The sequence below is a fragment of the Methylophilus sp. VKM B-3414 genome (genome assembly GCF_032248435.1).
GTDB classification, from domain to species: Bacteria; Pseudomonadota; Gammaproteobacteria; order Burkholderiales; family Methylophilaceae; genus Methylophilus; species Methylophilus glucosoxydans.
Map to the genome: position 1 here is coordinate 119,081 of NZ_JAVTLI010000006.1, position 18,560 is coordinate 137,640.

Genomic DNA, 18,560 nt, shown 5'->3' on the forward strand with positions numbered 1-18,560 from the left:
GAGCGAATGTTGAGGGAGTTTCAAATGATTGACGGTAAAAAACTATTATCTATTGTCATACCGTGCTACAACGAAGAAGAGGTTATAAAAGAAACAGTTGGTCGTTTGGAAAGATTGATTGGTGAACTCGCAAGCTCTAGTATCAGTGTAGAACTAATTTTTGTGGATGATGGTAGTAAAGATAAAACTCGTAACATTCTGAAAGAGTATGCCATTAATAATAAACACATCAAATTAATTGCTTTTGCTCGTAATTTTGGACACCAGATTGCTGTTACTGCTGGGATAGATGCTGCAAATGGCGACGCTGTAGTTCTTATTGATGCGGATTTACAGGATCCCCCAGAACTTATACATCAAATGCTTGATAAGTGGGCTGAAGGATATGATGTTGTTTATGGCACGCGTAGTGAAAGGGCTGGCGAGTCAGCATTTAAATTAGTGACTGCTAGAGCATTCTATAGATTACTCAATCGTTTATCTGATGTGCCTATTCCGTTAGACACTGGCGACTTTAGATTGATGAGTCGAAACGTTGTCAATACATTAAGAGCAATGCCTGAGCAAGAGCGATTTATCAGAGGGATGGTAAGCTGGGTTGGTTTTAACCAAATAAGCTTGCCTTATAAACGCGCAGAGAGATTTGCTGGGGTTAGCAAGTATCCTTTAAGAAAAATGATTAAATTTGCAACCGACGGCATTATGTCATTTTCAACGAAACCGTTGAAAATGTCTGTAGCGCTGGGTGTTATGTGTTCCCTAATCTCTCTATTTGCAATTCTATACGTTTTGTTTCTCCGGCTATTTACAAATATCTGGGTTGAGGGATGGGCAGCGATCATGATTTCTGTTTTATTTATTGGCGGTGTTCAATTGATTTGTACTGGCATTTTGGGTGAGTATGTAGGGCGAATATATAACCAAATAAAAAGCAGACCGTTGTACGTTGTTCAGGAATACATAGGATTTGAAAAAAATCCTCCAGCTTTAACAAGAAGCCCTACAGGATTGAAATGAGGGATATCTTTAGGAATATGGCTAAATTGAGGGAGTTTATTCTTTATTGCTTTTGTGGTGTTGTTGGTGTTACTACTGATTATATTGTATTTTTATATTTATTAAAGTTGGACTTGTGGTATCAATCAGCAAATTTTTTGGGGTATTTGTCCGGTACATTTGTCAGTTTTTTTCTTAATAGAAAATTTACTTTTGCTATTAAAGATAAAGTTTATTTGCGTCTAATAAAGTTTTTAATGGTAGGTGCTGCAGGATATTCCAGTTCGGTAATTATGTTATGGCTACTAGTTGATCTGGCATTGCTAAAAGCAGAAATTGCAAAGCTGATTTTATTGCCTGTAATAGTAATTATTCAGTATTCAATCAATAGAAAAATTACCTTTAAAGCAAGCAAGTAGAAACTTGTTTAATCTAGCTTTTGGAGGTTTTGGTCTGTAAGTTTGTCATAGTACTCTATGTGTTAGATTTTGTAATAGAATAAGAATGGTTAATAGTATATTTCATTGCTTAAATGATAGTTTCGCGAATCAGTACGCCTGTCAGAAAATCGTTGTTTAAAATTTTTTTATAGTAAAAAGCAATTGTAAGCTAAAAGCAAATGGGGAATAAATGCTCCAAGAAATAGAGCATTTATCAAAACTAAAGATTAAATAAAAGAATATGGAAATGCATGCCTAATACTAACAGTAAAGAAGTAATCATCATTGGGGCAGGTTTTTCTGGACTTGCAGCGGCGTATGAATTAACAAAAAGGGGCATTGCCGTAACTGTGTTAGAGGCTTCAAATGACATTGGTGGTTTGGCTTCTGCATTTGAAGTGGGCGGCGAACGTCTTGACAAGTTCTATCATCATTGGTTTACAAACGATTTGGAAGTTATGAGCTTAATCAGTGAGCTTGGCCTTGCTGATAACGTCAAAATTAACCCAACTAATACAGGTGTCTATTACGCAAACAATTTTTTTAAGTTATCAACTCCAAGGGATCTGCTTAATTTTACTCCGTTAGCATTTCTTGACAGAATTCGTTTAGGCTTACTTGCCTTGAAGGCAAGACGTATCAAGAATTGGAAAGTTTTAGAAAGTAAAACTGCTGAAGAGTGGTTGAGAGAGTTGGGTGGGGAGCAAGTTTATAAGGTGATTTGGCAGCCTCTCTTAAAGGGAAAGTTTGGACCATACGCTGAAAAGGTATCTGCTGTTTGGTTCTGGAATAAGCTTAAGCTGAGGGGGGGTAGCAGGGGCAAAGGGGGTGAGGAGCGTTTAGCGTACTTGAAAGGTAGCTTTGCTTTATTGGCCGAAACACTAGCAAAGCGAATTGTTGAATACGGAGGAAGAATCGAGCTTAACTCGCCAGTTAATCGCTTTCAGCCTCATGATGGGAGATGGGAGGTTGTCACCAATTCAACTTCTTTTCACTGTGACAGAGTAATTGCAACCCCTGCATTGCCTTTGATTGCTGATATGATTTCTTCATGGGCAACCCCTGCTTACGTGGCATCTTTAAATCGAATTGAATACATCGGCAATGTCTGTTTGGTTTTAGAGTTAACACAGCCATTGTCTAAAACATATTGGTTAAATGTAAATGATCCGGACTTTCCTTTTGTTGGCGTTATTGAGCATACCAACTTTGAAAAGCCTGAAACTTACGACGGACGCCATATTGTATATCTATCCAAATATTTGCCGCATACTGATCCTTTATACTCCATGAATGCCGATCAATTTATGGAGTATGCACTTCCTTACCTGAAACGAATGTTTCCGGCTTTTAACACTGATTGGATACTTAAGCATTATTTATGGCGAGCTAGATGGTCTCAGCCTGTAGTTGAAAAAAACTACAGTCAGTTAATTCCATCAGAAGATGCCTATGAGGAGGGCATGCATATTTGCTCTATGGCACAAATCTATCCCGAAGATAGAGGTACTAACTATGCCATTAGAGAAGGACGAAAAGTTGGCATGCGCATTGCAAACTTATTACAAGAGCCTATATAAGCAAGGCTTTATTAAATAATAATGTTAACGTAAGGTTTGATTTTGAAACGGTTCAACCCTGCTTCACCACTGTTTTTATCAATTGCAGCTATTGCTATATATGTATCTCTTTTGGGATTTTATGCAGTTTATCTAAACCACCTTTACTACTCTAAATACAGCCCTTTTTACGATTCAATGTCGTATTTGAATCAACTTGCAATCGTAATGCATACATCCAATAGCCAAGGGTTTTTAGCCGGTATTGGACAGGCAGCGATAGGGGGTACTGTTTTCTTTCCATGGTTTGAGGCTGCGCTACTTGGTGTTTTTTGCTCTCCGGCACGTGCGGATGCAATATTTATTCAATTGCCACTTGTTTTTGCCCAGTCTTTTTCTGCATTTTTTTATTTCAGACTAATTACAAATTATTCAGCCAAGCTATCACTGATTTTTTCATTTGTTCTGGTAAGTTATACAGCCATTTTTTTCTATAATGGAGGCCTTTCCGACTTCAGAATGGATTTGTCACAAGCCTTATCGATTGGCTCAGCGTTAGCTTTTTTTGTTATTGCCAGACATACTCAAAAGTTGAGATTCTGGATTTTGTTCAGCGTGATGCTAAGCGTTTCATTTCTTGTAAGAGCTACTACTCCTGTTTACGCATTACTTATATTTGGACCGATATTTTTGCTAGATTTATTTGGGGGGCAAAAAAGCTATTTGAAATTACTAAAACCGTACCTGTTAGCATTAGCAATTGTGATTGGGTTAACTATATGGTTTTTTATCTTAAATTTTGATTACCTTCATTATTATTATTTTATTTGGAATGATGATGCAAATGCATCATTACCCATTTCAGAAAGTGTTAAACATTTGCGCTTCTTATTTAAAAATAATATTGGAATACCCTTTGTAATTCTGGGAATGGGAGTTTTCTTATTTCAACTATTTTTGAATTTCAATTTTAAGCACTCTACCGTTAACTGGGTAATGCTATATGGCGGCGTGGTTCCTGTTGCATTTCTCATATTATTTGGAACTGCAATTAACCCTTATGTTTCTATGGCATCCGTACCAGGGCTGCTAATGTTTTTTTTGGGGCCATTTGAAAATAGTCGATCTAAAAAGCCGCTAGATAAAGTAATAATATTTTTTAGTATTCTAGCTATAGCTGTAAACATACTGAATGGATATAAAAAACACTTAGATATTAATTCAGAGTGGATTGCATCCGGGGATGGTATAAGCAAAATTACTACTGCTATTCAAAGTGACATGCAAAGATCTTCAAGAAAACATGCAACATTTGAAATGACCTTTATAGGCGGATTAGATTCCGTAGCTATTTTAAATTCACTCATCTATGATCAGGGTTTTACAGTTTCAATAAATAATATTGTTGCCAAAAACAACTTATCTTTACAGGCGCTACAACCATCTGGACTTGCAAATCACAGAGAATGGCTTGATTTACCAGGTGATAAGCCCGAGGATAAGCTAACTTATTTAGTAAATGAAGCAAATCAAAATGCTAATTATTTAATTCTGCCAGAAGATGGGACTAAGCTAATACAACATCACGCGATTACACCATATGAATTTCAGTTTCGAGACATGTTGATTAACACAGGTAACTTTGAGAGAGTTTCTGAACCAATCAAGATATCAAACGCTGAGACTATATCTATATATAAAAACAAATTGAAATGATGCAATATCTAATATTTAAATAAAGAAATTGAAAGTTGAAAATGATAAAAAAAGCACTAATTACTGGTGTAACAGGGCAGGATGGCTCTTATCTCGCAGAGCTATTGTTAGAAAAAGGGTATGAGGTACACGGCATAAAGCGCCGTGCTTCGTTGTTCAATACAGATCGTATTGATCATCTTTATCAAGATCCGCATGATACAGATCGTCGATTTGTACTTCATTATGGCGATATGACGGATTCGTCAAGTTTGATCCGTATTATTCAACAAGTGCAACCTGATGAGATTTATAACCTCGCGGCGCAGTCGCATGTGGCTGTTTCGTTTGAAGAGCCAGAATATACGGCCAACTCAGATGCATTAGGTGCTTTGCGTATTTTAGAGGCAATCCGTATTCTCAAACTTGAGAAAAAAACACGCTTTTATCAGGCGTCGACCTCAGAACTTTACGGTTTGGTGCAGGAGATTCCGCAAAAGGAGACAACGCCGTTTTATCCTCGGTCGCCTTATGCAGTGGCAAAATTATATGCATATTGGATCACAGTAAACTATCGTGAGGCTTATGGTATTTACGCGTGTAACGGCATTCTTTTTAACCATGAAAGTCCCGTACGTGGTGAGACGTTTGTGACGCGCAAGATCACACGTGCGCTTGCGCGTATCAAGTTGGGCCTGCAAGATTGTTTGTTTTTGGGCAATCTGGATGCAAAGCGTGACTGGGGGCATGCAAAGGATTATGTAGAGATGCAGTGGTTGATGCTCCAGCAGGAGGTTGCTGAGGATTTTGTGATTGCAACAGGTGTTCAGTATAGCGTACGAGAGTTTGTGAATGCTGCTGCAAAGGAGATTGGCATTTCGATTCGTTGGTCGGGTCAGGGTGTTGATGAGAAAGGCTTTGATTCCACGGGTAAATGCATCGTCGCGGTTGACCCTCGTTATTTCCGCCCAACAGAGGTGGAGACATTGCTTGGGGATGCAGGTAAAGCCAAACAAAAGTTAGGGTGGACACCAAAAATCAGCTTTGAAGCATTGGTGAGTGAAATGATGAGGGAAGACATGAAGTCAGCCGAGCGTGACGAGTTGGTACGACGACATGGTTTCAGTACTCCAGACTACCATGAGTAATGCTATGGATAAGAATGCGAAGATTTTCGTAGCAGGTCACCGCGGGATGGTGGGCTCTGCCATCGTTCGACGCCTTCAATCAGCAGGCTATACAAATGTGATTACGCGCTCACATGCGGAACTGGACTTAACATACCAGCCTAAGGTTGTAGAGTTCTTTCAACAGGAGCGACCAGACTATGTATTTTTAGCCGCGGCAAAGGTTGGTGGTATACATGCCAACAATACCTACCGTGCAGAGTTCATCTATCAGAACTTAATGATGGAAGCAAATATTGTGCATGCTGCTTGGCAGTCTGGTGTGCAAAGATTGCTTTTCCTCGGATCTAGTTGTATCTATCCACGTGACTGTCCGCAGCCCATTAAAGAAGAGTACTTGCTGACCGGCCCTTTGGAGCAGACGAACGAGCCTTATGCAATCGCAAAAATTGCAGGGATCAAGTTATGTGAAAGTTATAATCGCCAGTACAACACACAATATGTCTCGGTGATGCCCACAAATTTGTATGGCCCGAATGACAACTACGACCTCAACAATAGCCATGTATTACCTGCATTGATCCGTAAAGCGCATGAAGCTAAATTACGCAATGATGCCAGTTATGTGGTTTGGGGGTCTGGTAAGCCCATGCGCGAGTTTTTGTATGTGGATGATATGGCAGATGCATGCGTGTTCTTAATGGAGCGCGATGATATCAAGGAGGGGTTGTTTAATGTTGGTACTGGGCAGGATGTGACGATTCGTGAGTTAGCCGAGACAGTAATGGATGTCGTCGGGTTTCAAGGGGAAATTGTGTTTGATGCCAGTAAACCCGATGGTACGCCACGTAAGTTATTGAATGTTAATAAACTCGCTGAACTTGGATGGCGTGCACAAACTTCATTGCGTGCAGGGATTGCAATGTCATATGCCAATTTTCTGACCAAATCTTTCGAATAGTTCTATGTCCTCAGCGCGTTCAGAAGTTAATCCTCTGGTGACAGTCGTTGTACCGTCTTTTAATCAAGGGCGCTTTCTGAATGATGCATTGACTTCAATTTTTGAGCAGAATGTCCCTGTTGAAGTGTTTGTGATGGATGGGGGATCGTCAGACAACTCCATCGATGTTATCCATAAGTGGTCAGACCGTCTAGCTGGTTGGCGTAGCGCCAAAGATGATGGTCAAGCAGCTGCTATTAATGAAGGCATCAGCTTGGGTAAGGCTCCATTTGTCTGTTGGTTAAACAGTGATGATTGGTTTTTATCGAATGCGTTATCGACTTTGATCTGTGCTTTGCAGGCAAATCCTGATGCTCCTGCAGTGTATGGACGGGCGTGGAACGTGATAGAGCACACAGGTAAGCGTAAGCCTGTATGGGTAGAGCCATTTGATGAAGATCGACTGGCTTTACGCTGTATTATTTCGCAACCTGCAACACTTATCCGCCGTTCAGCATGGGATGCGGTTGGTGGGGTAGATAATAAGTTACACATGGTCATGGATTATGATTTATGGTGGCGCCTTTTTAAACATGTGGGGGTACTGGCATTTGTAGATCACTACGTAGCAGTGAATCGAGAGCATGAGGCTACCAAGACCAAAACGTTGCGACGTCGCCATTATCAGGAGGCGATATCAGTTGTGCGCAAATATCATGGAAGTGTGCCATTAAAGTGGTGGTTGGCTCAGCCTTATGCTGTATGGTTTAAATCAATCGCGAGATAACTGTTACAGGTTAAGGGTATGAGAGTACTGCATTTTTATAAAACATCTTTCCCAGATACCATGGGAGGGGTTGAGCAAGTGATCAATCAGATCGCAAGAGGCGCAAATAGGTGGGGTGTGCAGACTGATGTGTTGTCTCTGACGCCAAAGCGAGTGCCTCGTGTGATTGAGATGGATGGCTATTGGGCGCATCGTGCAAAGTTAGACTTGCAGATTGCATCGACAGGATTTTCAGTGTCAGCGTTTTTGCGTTTTGCGCAACTAGCCAAAAAGGCTGACGTGATTCATTACCATTTTCCTTGGCCGTTCATGGATGTTGTTCACTTTGCGACCATGGTGAAAAAGCCGACAGTATTAACCTATCATTCGGATATTATTCGCCAGAAGCATCTCCTCAAGTTTTATCGGCCTTTGAAGAGGAAGTTTCTTGGCGCGGTCAACAGTATTGTCGCAACATCCCCTAATTATTTGGCGACCAGTGATGTACTCACAAAGTACAAGAATAAAGTCAGCGTTATTCCGATTGGATTAGATAAGGCAACTTACCCCGTTCCATCAGTCGAAAGGCTGAACTACTGGCAAGGCAGGGTTGGCCAAAAATTCTTTTTGTTTGTAGGTGTTATCCGTTATTACAAAGGCCTGCACATTTTGTTAGAGGCCGCAAAAGGGCTAGATTATCCGATTGTCATTGTCGGTGCAGGTCCCATTGAGGGCGAGCTAAAGCAGCAGGCGATCAAACTGGGGCTACGCAATATTCACTTTCTGGGACAATTGCCGGACGAGGATAAAGTTGCGTTGCTAACTTTGTGTTATGGCGTTCTTTTTCCTTCTCACTTAAGGTCGGAGGCATTTGGTATCTCATTGCTGGAGGGCGCCATGTATGGCAAACCGATGATCTCTAGTGAGATCGGCACCGGCACCACTTTTATTAATATTGCAAATGAAACGGGTTTGGTTGTGCCCCCAAGTGATCCTGCGGCTTTACGTCAAGCGATGCAGTATTTATGGGAGCATCCTGATCAGGCGGCTGAAATGGGAAGGCGGGCTGAAGAAAGATATTGGGAGCATTTTACAGCGGACCAAATGGTTAAATCTTACGTTGATTTATATCGAAGTTTGGTAAAGTAGAGATCAAAACATCGGCGCTTACTGAAGTGTAACGTTATGGCGGTAGATTGAGTTAGGCTCCTCGCTGTCACTGCGGCCATCCATCTTTGCAATATACGAGACAAGTTCATTTTTAGGTATTCACTGTAACGAGTTTGCTTAATGCCATTGATGAGGCAGCTTTGGCTGCCTCTTTGTTTATTGCAACCTCAGCCGACAATTTTAGGGTACGCACATGAGTAAGCTTGGACTGAACGGACAAATTCTACTGGCTGTTGTAGTGGCTGTAACGCTGGGGTTATTTGCGCAGGGAAAAGCGCCAGAGGGTGTGTTATATGCGGCGAACTTAGTGGGTACTTTGTTCATTGATTTGTTGAAAATGGTGATGATCCCATTGGTGTTTTGCGCGATTGTGACTGGCATCGCCAATCTGCGCCAGCATCGTCAGATTGATGTGGTGTGGAAAACAACCTTGCTGTTTTTTGCTACCACGACCATCATCGCGGTGGTAATTGGGTTGACTGCCAGCCATCTTTTTAAACCGGGGGCAGGGCTGCATCTGGAAATGTTTTCGCATGCCATGCAGCAGTTTGAATCCAGGCAGATGAGCCTGCCCGAGTTTTTCACACAGTTTTTGCACGGCATATTCATGAATCCCTTCAAGGCGCTGGCCGAGGGTAATATTCTGGCGATTGTGGCTTATGCCATGTGTTTGGGCATTGCGCTGGTGATGGCGTCCGAGCGCTATCCGCAATGGCTGGCGTTGTTTGAAGAGGGCATGGGCCTTAGCATGCAGATGATTGGTTGGATCATGCGGCTGGCACCATGGGGGATTGCTGCACTGTTATTCAAGCTGGTCGCAACCCAGGATGTGAGCCTGTTTGCCTCTTTGACCAAGTTTATGCTGGTGGTGACCGGGACGACCTTGTTTCATGGCGTGATTGTTTTACCGGTCTTGTTGTTTCTGTTTACAGGCAAACATCCCGTGTGGTTTTTGCGACAAGCCAGGGAGGCGTTGGTGACGGCCTTTGCCACCAGTTCTAGCAATGCGACCATGCCGGTGACGATGCGGTGTGCGACGCAAAACATGCATGTGAAGCCTGAAATTGCCGGGTTTGTGGTGCCGCTAGGGGCAACCATGAATATGGACGGCACAGCCCTGTATGAGGCAGCCGCGGCCTTGTTTGTGGCGCAGTTAGCCGGGATTGATTTGTCGCTGGGGCAGCAGTTGGTGGTGTGTTTAACCACCATGATCGCGGCCATGGGGGCCCCGGGGATTCCCAGTGCGGGCATGGTGACAATGGTGATGGTGTTGCAAAGTGTAGGATTGCCGGCTGAAGCCATTGCCATTTTGTTGCCTATAGACCGCTTGCTCGATACCGTCCGTACTGCCGTGAATGTCGAGGGCGATATGATAGGCAGTTTGGTGGTACAACATCGCATTGAAAAATTAGCACAATAAGGTCATGACTGAGTTAGTGATTAGACCTGCGCAAGCGCAGGAGGCCGACAGAATCGCGGCACTGGTAAATCGTGCATATCGCGGCGAGAGCAGCCGGGCGGGGTGGACCACGGAGGCTGATCTGCTCGATGGCAAGCGTACCACGTCAGCGGAAGTGCTGAGTTTGCTCGCACGGGATGATATTCAGATACTCACAGGCTGGCTGGCATCACAATTGACGGTGACGCTGTGTGCCGAATGGCATGCTGTACAGCAGACCGTGCATCTGGGCATGATTGCCGTAGAGCCGACTGCGCAGAACCGCGGGTATGGCAAAACAGTGATTCTGGCGGCTGAGCAATGGGCGGTGGAGCATTGGCAGGTGCGTGCCAGCCAAATGGCGGTTGTCAGTCTGCGGCAGGCATTAATCGCGTTTTATCAGCGGCTGGGTTATCAGCGGACCGGGGAGGTCAGGCCGTTTCCCTACCAGCCAGAGATGTGGCAGGCCAAGGTCGAAAACATGCAGCTGATCACCCTGCAAAAGCCGCTTGGCTTAAGTTGAGGCTATCGTGGCAATCATCCAACATCAGGCAATTGTCGTCGGTGTATCACAAGACGCTTGACCATTTTTGCCAATCCACGTAAATTGCCCAACCTTATGAACAAGCAATTTTTCTCAACTATTGTGTTGGCAATGCACCGAAAGGCATTGTGGCTGGTCGCCTCAGCGTGCCGCGGTTGCTGCTTGTCGTAAATCTCATGCAACCGCGGGCTCTCCGCGGTTGATCTGTTGTTCCTACCTCCCGGCGAGCCCTTTTATTTAGGGCACATATGAAAGACGCGACACACCCCTATTACGGTGCCATGTTGGTACTGTTATCCTCCGTGGCCTTTTCGTCAAAAGCGATTATGGTCAAGCTGGCCTATGGCTATCATGTAGATGCAGCGACCTTGATCTCCTTGCGGATGGCGTTTGCTATTCCTTTCTTCGCTGCACTTGGCTGGTGGGCTATGCGCCAAGGCACGCCTGTGCGTATGGCGCGCCACGACTGGTGGAAGCTGGCATTGTTAGCGATGGCTGGCGGGTATGGGTCGATGTGGCTTAATTTTGAAGGCTTGCGTTATGTCTCTGCAGGGCTGGAACGAGTCATTTTATTCCTATACCCAACCTTGGTCGTTGTGATGAGTGCGATTTTTCTTAAACACCAGATTACCCGGCGTGAGTGGTTTGCCATGGTGACCAGCTATGCAGGTGTCGTGCTGGTGGTCTGGCATGATGTGGCGCTGGCGGGATTCGATTCTGCAGACACCTTGTATGGCGCTGGGCTGGTGTTACTTAGTGCGATTGTCTATGCCGGTTATTTACTGGTGAGCGGGCAACTGATTCCCAAGTTGGGGGCCAGCCGCTTTACTGCGTTGACCATGGGCTTGGCTGCGCTTGCGAGCGCTACACATTTTGCCTGCAATGGTTCGTACGAAAAGGTGGTCTCATTCCCGCAGGCCGTTTACTGGTTGGCTTTGTTGATGGCGCTGGTGGCGACTGTTCTACCTTCAATGTTGATGAATCTCGGCATCCAGCAATTGGGGAGCCGCAAAGTCTCGCTGATCAGTGCGATTGGTCCGGTCTCTACCATTTTGCTTGCTTACCTGTTCCTGGGCGAGCATCTTTCATGGGTACAGGGGCTGGGTACCCTGCTGGTGCTGGCAGGGGTGATGGCAGTGAGCCTGGATAAGGCTATGAAGTCTTAAGTATTCGTAGAGAGGCGCTGCCAGTCAAAAAACGGGCCGGGGTCGGTTTTTCGCCCCGGTGCAATGTCTGCGTGGCCGACAATATGCTGGATGGGATAGCGTTGCTGTAGCGCCTTGACCAAGGCTTGCAAGGTGACATATTGCGCATCTTCAAACGCCTCAATATCACAGCCTTCCAGTTCAATGCCAACTGAAAAGTCGTTGCATCGTTCGCGGCCTTGCCATTGTGAAGCGCCGGCATGCCAGGCCCGCTGCGCGCAACTCACATACTGCAATAGCTCACCGGTTCGGCGGATCAGAAAATGTGAAGACACTTTGAGCTGCGCAATTTCTGCGTAGTAAGGGTGTTCATCCGCATTCAGCCGGTTGGTGAATAACTGTGTAATGCCCTCGCCGCCATATTGTTGCGGTGGCAGGCTTATATTGTGGATCACGATCATGTCGATGGCCGCATGCTCAGGCCGGTCGTCCTGATTGGGCGAAGTGATGATGCGCGCATGACTGGCAAAGCCAGCATGATCAATTTCTATCATGGGTGACAAATGACGTGACATACGAACATTGTAGGTGAATTTGACCGAATTGCGTTATGATTTCGCCCGCGTGCACACCTTTGGCATGCACATGCGAATCGGGCGGTGGACGCATGCAGGATTGATGACCGCTAGACAGGGACAGGTATGGTTTTTTTACAATTATTGCTGATGCTGGTGCTGATTTTAGTGGCCGCAGAGGTGTTTACCAACGCGCTGGAACATTTAGGGGAGCGCCTGGGGATTTCTGAAGGCGTGACCGGCTCAATTTTTGCGGCGGTGGGGACGGCGTTGCCAGAGACGCTGGTGCCATTGCTGGCGATTTTTTCGTATACGTCCTCCACGGGCGATAGCCATGCCGGCAATGACATCGGGGTGGGTGCGATTTTGGGTGCGCCATTGATGCTGGCAACCTTATCTATCAGTCTGATGGCTTTTTCAGTCTTAAAGCGTCGTGGCGCACACGGTCATATCCGTCCCGAGCGCACCGGCCTGATCCGTGATCTGAATTTCTTTATTCTGGCGTTTATCTTTGCCACGGTGGCCATGTTTATTCCGCACACCGTCCCCATGGTGCGCTACGGTATCAGTATCCTCATGATTCTGATCTACTTTGTGTATGTGTTAATGACCATCAAGGCGTCTAAAGGCCTGGTGGAGGAGGGGCACGCGACCGAGGCCGAGGATGTCATGATGTTATCCCGGTTGGGCTTGCCCACCAACATGGTCACCATTCTGCTGCAATTGTTGCTTGGCTTGGGCTTGCTTATCGTCGGTGCCAAAGGCTTTATTAACGAGGTGGAAACTGCGGCTGCCATTTTGGGCGTGTCAGCCTTGTTGCTGTCTTTGCTGATTATCCCGATTGCTACAGAATTGCCCGAAAAGGTGAACAGCATTTTGTGGATACGCAAAGGCAAAGACACGCTGGCGTTTGGCAATATTACCGGTGCCATGGTGTTTCAAGGCACTTTGTTGCCGGCTATCGGCATTATGTTGACTGACTGGTCTCCGCGACAAGAGGTCGCGCTGGGCATCCTGATCACCCTGTTGGCGGCCATCTGGGTGCGTTACCGCATTGCCAAAGGTGGTTTGCTGGTATGGCACCTGCTTGTCAACGGCCTGTTCTACCTGGCCTATCTGGCGATTGTATTAAGCTAACCCTGACTGGATGAAAAAAGGCGACCTTCTGGTCGCCTTTTTGTTTTACTCTTCGTCGCCGTCTGCGTCGTCCAGGTCCGCGTCTTGCTCTTTCGATAATCCTAGCTTGGATAAACGGTAGCGCAAAGTGCGGAAACTGATGCCCAGTAATTTGGCCGCCGCAGTTTTATTGTTGTTGGTTTTCTCCAGGGCTTGCAGAATCGTGCGCTTTTCAATGTCTTCCAGATAATCAGACAAGCTCACATCCATCGGTAACATGGTCCCGGGGGCCGTCGCGGGTGCGGCGCTGGCTGGCGGGACCACCTCAGCCGCTTTCGCCACGGGTTCGTTGGCGCGCTCCAATACAGGGGCCTTCCAGGGCAACACCGGGCGATCACTCAGTTGCGCAGGCATGTCCTCCAGCGACAAGTCCTCTACCGTAATGGTCTGGCCATCGCATAGCGCCAGTGCGCGTTCCAGCATGTTTTCCAGTTCACGGACATTGCCATGAAAGGGCAGTTGCTGAATAAACACTTTGGCATCATCGGCAATCACCGGGATGTCTATGCCTTGTGTCTGGCACAACTTGGTCAGCAAACGTTCTGTCAACTCCGGAATGTCTTCGGGGCGCTCACGCAAGGCCGGCATTTTGAGCTGAATCACATTGAGCCGGTAATACAAATCCTGCCGGAATTCGCCTTTTTCCATCATGGCATTGAGGTTTTTGTGCGTGGCAGAAATGATGCGTACATCTACGGCCTCTTCAATGGTGCTCCCCACTACGCGGACTTTTTTCTCCTGAATCGCGCGCAGCAGTTTCACCTGCATGGCCAGCGGCAGGTCGGCTACTTCATCCAGAAACAAGGTGCCACCACTGGCGGCCTGAAACAGGCCTTGCGTATCCTGAACGGCGCCGGTAAAAGCCCCTTTTTTATAGCCAAAGAATTCGCTTTCCATCAGGTTCTCGGGGATGGCGCCACAGTTAACTGCTACAAAAGACTGGTCCTTGCGGGCGCTGTTCTGGTGGATCAGGCGTGCGGCCAGCTCCTTACCACTGCCAGATTCCCCGCTGATGTAAACAGGGGCCTGGCTACGTGCCAGCTTGGCAATCATGGTCCTGACATAGCCCATGGCCGGAGACGCCCCAATCAAATCGACGGTGTTGGCTCCTTGAGATTCTTTTTGCGAGGAAAGCTTGAGCGCAGACTCGACCAATGGCCGCAACTGTTTGAGTGAAATCGGTTTGGTGATGTAGTCGTAGGCCCCGGCCTTGAGCGCAGAAACCGCATTTTCTGCACTGCCATAAGCCGTAATTACCGCGACGGGCAGCCCCGGAAATTGTGCATTGATGTGCTGTACCAGTTCCAGGCCCAAGCCATCCGGCAGGCGCATATCGGTTAGGCACAAGTCATAGCTGAAAGACTGCAGCATATGTTTTGCGTCTGTGACGGTACTGGCGCTCTCGGCCTGTATGCCCATACGTTCCAGTGTCAGGACGACCAGTTCGCGAATATCGGTTTCGTCATCAACTACCAGACAACGATAAGTGTTTGCCATTTAAACAATTGCCTTTTTAACTGTCAGTGAAAATTGGGTGCCACCGGCCCCCGTGGTATAACTTAATTTTGCGCCATTGGCCTCAGCCAGCTCTCTTGCGATAAACAAGCCCAGCCCGGTCCCGGTTTTCTCCGTGGTCATGAACGGTTCGAACAAGTGGGGTTGAATTTTCGGGTCCACGCCTTGGCCATCGTCTTTGACCAGCAGGTGAATAAACTGTCCGCTTTTATCGCTCAAGACGCTCAGTTGCAGGCTTTGTGCCTGTTGCTGACTGTGTCGCCATCCATTTTTACACAGATTCCATAAAATCTGGTTGATGTGCCGACGATCAAAAATAATGCCGGTCTCTGCTGCAGGCAAACTGAGCGTGAAATCACTCAGGGCAATCTTTTCTACCGCACAAAACTGTTGATAAAACTCCAGCACAAAGCTGTTGATATTTAATTTTTCCTGATTGGTGCGGTCGCGCCGGTTCAACTCCAGCACATCCTTGATAATCTGGTCCAGCCGCTGCACATTGTCAGAAATAATTTGCAGCATGCGCTGCGTGCCAGGCTGCTGCGAGTCTTCTTGCATGAGTTGCGTCGCATGGCTAATCGCACTGAGCGGATTGCGGATTTCGTGCGCGATATTCGCTGTCAGCCTGCCCAGTGCTGCCAGTTTTACCTGGTGGGCCTGGGTTTGTATTTGTGACCAGTCCTCAATAAAAATTACCACACCATTGTCTGCATTTTCTGAGATGGCGTGAAAGCGGATACCGAGGTCGCGATTGTTGATACTGAGTTTGGTGGCATCTGGCGAGGCCAGTTTGGCCGAGGGCGTCGTACGCAATAATTGCATGATTGCCGGAATCAGTTGCTCCACCGGGGTGGAGAGTTCCAGCGCTGCCAGCATTTGTGATTCTTCCAACCCCAGCAGCTTGCAGGCTTGCAGGTTGTAGTGTTTGAGCTGTTGGTGCTGGTCTATCACCAGCACCCCGTTAGGCATTTCTTGCGTGATCAGGGCGTTAGTTTTGGCTAAATGTTCAATATCACGCCCACGCTGGCTGGCCAGCTTTTCACTGCTTTGCATGCGTGCAGTCAGCGTTTGTGCCAGCCAGGCCGTGGCAAAGCAACTCAATGACAACAGCACTGCATTGCTGTAATCGTTCATGGGCACGTTGCGGTTTAACAGCTGAAAAGTGTTCTCGAGCAGAATGCCTATGGTGGCAATGGCGGCATAAAACATGGCAAAGCGGCCATCGCTGATCAGCCCGGCAAAGATGATATTGATGATGAGCAGCAACCCAATCGCACTCTGGTTGCCAGGTAAAAAATGCAGCATGAGCACGATAAAAACAATGTCGAGGCTGGTCTGGATCTTGACGGCTAGCCCTTGCTTGCATTGCAGGGACTCAAAGCTGACACTGACGGCAATCGCGTACAAAAAGAATAACAGCAATGCCCAAAAGGTGAGTGAGGGTTCTGCCGGGGCGTTGCGAAAAAATGGCCACAACTGGCTACCAAACAGCATGCCCGAGGCCCCCAGCCTGAAGAGCGTATACAGGCGCAAGTGCTGGATATCAGGGGTTCTTTCAATCGTGCTGATCATCATAAGGCGCACGCAGAAAAAACGGAGGTTTGCCGAGCGGCGGCTTGCACTACTTGGCAATTTACTGGAGAAGGCATAAACATTATTTTTTAATTGTGAGCATAAATAGTGTGCTTTTGCTATTGAGCTTGTGGCCGTTATCACGTGGCAATTCGCAGGCTTATTCTAACAGTAATTAAATTTAAAACTGATATACTCCCTGCCAGAGGGAGATAAAACCGTGCATATTTGTTTTAGACGGATAAACACTCACAACAATGTCGCAAAAATGGCACCTTTGTCAGCATGAGAAACTGACGATCGCGGGAATGGGAATTTGTAGTGGCGAGTGCGCAAGAACTATCGGATTTTTTACGCCAGGTTGAAAAACGGGCCTTCAGGCAAACGGCGTATGCGGTGCGTGACGATCATGCCGCACTGGATATTGTGCAGGATGCCATGATGAAGCTGGCTGAAAAATACGCCAGCAAGCCGATTGAAGAATATCCATTGTTGTTTCAGCGCATTTTGCAAAATACCATGCGCGACTACTGGCGGCGGCAGAAAGTGCGCAACTTGTGGACCAGTCTGTTTTCGTCACTCGGTTCGCAAGAGGATGAAGACTATGACCCACTTGAAACGATAGAGGTGGAAACCCAGGAAGGGGATCCTGCCGAGCAACTCGAGCGGTCACAAGTGATGCGCCTGATTGAAAAAGCCCTGGCAAAATTACCGGCACGTCAACGGGAAGCCTTCGTCCTGCGTTATTGGGAGGAATTAGACGTTGCTGAAACAGCGTCGGTGATGGGATGTTCAGAAGGAAGTGTTAAAACGCACTGCTCCAGAGCAGTCAGTGCGTTATCAACGTTAATGGAGCAGGCCGGCATTGGTCGCCGGAAACTGCCAAACAAGGAGTAAGGCATGAGGATACAACGTCACGTGGATGATGACTTGCCCACCCCTCTGCGCGAAGGGGTGCAGGCACTCAAGCAGGATGATCGGCCGCTGTCTGCCGCAGTACAAGACCGGTTGGCGAAGGCCCGTCAGGCTGCTTTGGCGCAACATGCAGCTGCGCATCAGGCCCGTTCCGGTTGGTCGGATGTGTTGTCATGGGCTTCATGGGGGCATCCCCGTGTCGCTGGGATGGCCGCGTTCTCTATCTTTTTTGCGGTGGGCTTGATGTTTATCTCTAACAGCCAGAATGATGATGCGCTGTTGCTCAGCGATGATATGCCTGTCGAGGCATTTGTCGATAACGGGTTTGCTGCCTGGCAGTATTCAGAAGATATTTGATGGCGCTTTGGGTAGGGTTGTGCGCCGGGCGATACAAAATGCTTTCATGGAATAATGAGAAATGATACGAAATCATTCTTTGTGGATAGGGTGGATATTCTGTTTCGGCACTTCGTTGCCGAGTTTTGTGGCTGCAGAAGCGTTCCCGGGCGAGGCCGCTGCCTCGAGCGTGATGGCGATGGCCGATATCGGGGCGATCAAGAATGACCTGGCCCCGGCCGATCCTGCGGCCAATGTGACTTGGGCACAGTTGACGGAACAGCAGAAAACCGTGTTGGCGCCTTTGGCCAGTGAGTGGGATAGCTTGCGGCCCTGGCAGCGTGAAAAAATGCTCGATATTGCCAAGGAGTATCCAAAAATGGATGCGCAGAAGCAGCAGCGCATCCAGCATCAACTGGTGAAATGGAGCCGCATGACGCCATACGAGCGCGAGAATGCGCGCAAACGTTACCAGCAGTTTCAAAGCTTGAGTCCCGAGAAAAAAGAAGCTTTGCGCAAACAGTGGCAGCAGCACAAGCAAAAATCGGCGATCAGTGAAGGTTATGATCCTGAGTTTGATGGCGCAGAGCATTAAACTTTCTCTCATAAAAAAGGCCCGCTGGATGCGGGCCTTTTTTATGAGAGTTCAGG

At 47.0% G+C, this 18,560-nt stretch carries 18 protein-coding genes; 15 read left to right on the forward strand and 3 right to left on the reverse strand.

The window, feature by feature from the left end; all coding sequences use genetic code 11:
- The first annotated feature begins 24 nt into the window (after positions 1-24).
- The 11 genes from Q9292_RS06900 (at position 25) to Q9292_RS06950 (ending at position 11,841) form a co-directional block, all read left to right on the forward strand.
- A complete protein-coding gene (locus Q9292_RS06900; RefSeq protein WP_313986286.1) occupies positions 25-1,017 on the forward strand; it encodes a glycosyltransferase family 2 protein in 993 nt (330 codons plus the stop codon).
- Between the two features lie 17 nt (positions 1,018-1,034).
- On the forward strand, positions 1,035-1,415 hold the full coding sequence (locus tag Q9292_RS06905) for a GtrA family protein (RefSeq protein ID WP_313986288.1): 381 nt from the start codon (positions 1,035-1,037) through the stop codon (positions 1,413-1,415).
- A gap of 272 nt (positions 1,416-1,687) precedes the next feature.
- Entirely contained in the window at positions 1,688-3,016 is a 1,329-nt protein-coding gene (locus tag Q9292_RS06910; RefSeq protein ID WP_313986290.1) for an NAD(P)/FAD-dependent oxidoreductase, read from the forward strand.
- A gap of 42 nt (positions 3,017-3,058) precedes the next feature.
- Positions 3,059-4,711, forward strand: coding sequence for a hypothetical protein (locus tag Q9292_RS06915; protein WP_313986292.1), 1,653 nt, complete (start codon positions 3,059-3,061; stop codon positions 4,709-4,711).
- A gap of 41 nt (positions 4,712-4,752) precedes the next feature.
- Positions 4,753-5,838 (forward strand): GDP-mannose 4,6-dehydratase, encoded by a 1,086-nt coding sequence (gene gmd, locus Q9292_RS06920; protein ID WP_313986294.1) that lies wholly within the window; start codon positions 4,753-4,755, stop codon positions 5,836-5,838.
- 4 nt (positions 5,839-5,842) lie between these two features.
- Positions 5,843-6,778, forward strand: coding sequence for a GDP-L-fucose synthase (locus Q9292_RS06925; protein ID WP_313986296.1), 936 nt, complete (start codon positions 5,843-5,845; stop codon positions 6,776-6,778).
- A 4-nt stretch (positions 6,779-6,782) separates the two neighbouring features.
- Positions 6,783-7,544, forward strand: coding sequence for a glycosyltransferase family 2 protein (locus Q9292_RS06930; protein ID WP_313986299.1), 762 nt, complete (start codon positions 6,783-6,785; stop codon positions 7,542-7,544).
- 18 nt (positions 7,545-7,562) lie between these two features.
- Complete coding sequence (locus tag Q9292_RS06935) at positions 7,563-8,672, forward strand: glycosyltransferase family 4 protein (protein WP_313986300.1); 1,110 nt, start codon at positions 7,563-7,565, stop codon at positions 8,670-8,672.
- 214 nt (positions 8,673-8,886) lie between these two features.
- Positions 8,887-10,113, forward strand: a complete 1,227-nt coding sequence (locus Q9292_RS06940) for a dicarboxylate/amino acid:cation symporter (protein WP_275356479.1) — start codon at positions 8,887-8,889, stop codon at positions 10,111-10,113.
- 4 nt (positions 10,114-10,117) lie between these two features.
- Complete coding sequence (locus Q9292_RS06945) at positions 10,118-10,654, forward strand: GNAT family N-acetyltransferase (protein WP_313986303.1); 537 nt, start codon at positions 10,118-10,120, stop codon at positions 10,652-10,654.
- A gap of 269 nt (positions 10,655-10,923) precedes the next feature.
- Complete coding sequence (locus tag Q9292_RS06950; RefSeq protein WP_313986305.1) at positions 10,924-11,841, forward strand: DMT family transporter; 918 nt, start codon at positions 10,924-10,926, stop codon at positions 11,839-11,841.
- On the opposite strand, the gene ampD is transcribed toward Q9292_RS06950, so the two are convergent.
- Positions 11,838-12,395, reverse strand: coding sequence for a 1,6-anhydro-N-acetylmuramyl-L-alanine amidase AmpD (gene ampD / locus Q9292_RS06955; protein ID WP_313986307.1), 558 nt, complete (start codon positions 12,393-12,395; stop codon positions 11,838-11,840). The genes Q9292_RS06950 and ampD overlap by 4 nt on opposite strands.
- A gap of 126 nt (positions 12,396-12,521) precedes the next feature.
- Here ampD and Q9292_RS06960 point away from each other — a divergent pair, with 126 nt between their 5' ends.
- Positions 12,522-13,532: a sodium:calcium antiporter gene (locus tag Q9292_RS06960; protein ID WP_313986309.1), complete on the forward strand. Its 1,011-nt coding sequence runs from the start codon at positions 12,522-12,524 to the stop codon at positions 13,530-13,532.
- Positions 13,533-13,577: 45 nt separating this feature from the next.
- Here Q9292_RS06960 and Q9292_RS06965 read toward each other — a convergent pair whose 3' ends face one another.
- Together Q9292_RS06965 and Q9292_RS06970 are read right to left on the reverse strand one after the other, a co-directional pair.
- A complete protein-coding gene (locus tag Q9292_RS06965; protein WP_313986311.1) occupies positions 13,578-15,068 on the reverse strand; it encodes a sigma-54 dependent transcriptional regulator in 1,491 nt (496 codons plus the stop codon).
- A complete protein-coding gene (locus tag Q9292_RS06970; RefSeq protein WP_313986313.1) occupies positions 15,069-16,661 on the reverse strand; it encodes a two-component system sensor histidine kinase NtrB in 1,593 nt (530 codons plus the stop codon).
- Positions 16,662-16,979: 318 nt separating this feature from the next.
- On the opposite strand from Q9292_RS06970, the gene Q9292_RS06975 reads away from it, so the two are divergent.
- From Q9292_RS06975 to Q9292_RS06985, 3 genes are all read left to right on the forward strand, one after another.
- The gene (locus Q9292_RS06975) at positions 16,980-17,555 is read left to right on the forward strand and encodes an RNA polymerase sigma factor (RefSeq protein WP_275356485.1); all 576 of its coding nucleotides are present in this window, start codon (positions 16,980-16,982) and stop codon (positions 17,553-17,555) included.
- A gap of 3 nt (positions 17,556-17,558) precedes the next feature.
- Complete coding sequence (locus Q9292_RS06980) at positions 17,559-17,930, forward strand: DUF3619 family protein (RefSeq protein WP_194749808.1); 372 nt, start codon at positions 17,559-17,561, stop codon at positions 17,928-17,930.
- A 172-nt stretch (positions 17,931-18,102) separates the two neighbouring features.
- Positions 18,103-18,504, forward strand: coding sequence for a DUF3106 domain-containing protein (locus Q9292_RS06985; RefSeq protein WP_379073753.1), 402 nt, complete (start codon positions 18,103-18,105; stop codon positions 18,502-18,504).
- Positions 18,505-18,560 lie beyond the last annotated feature (56 nt).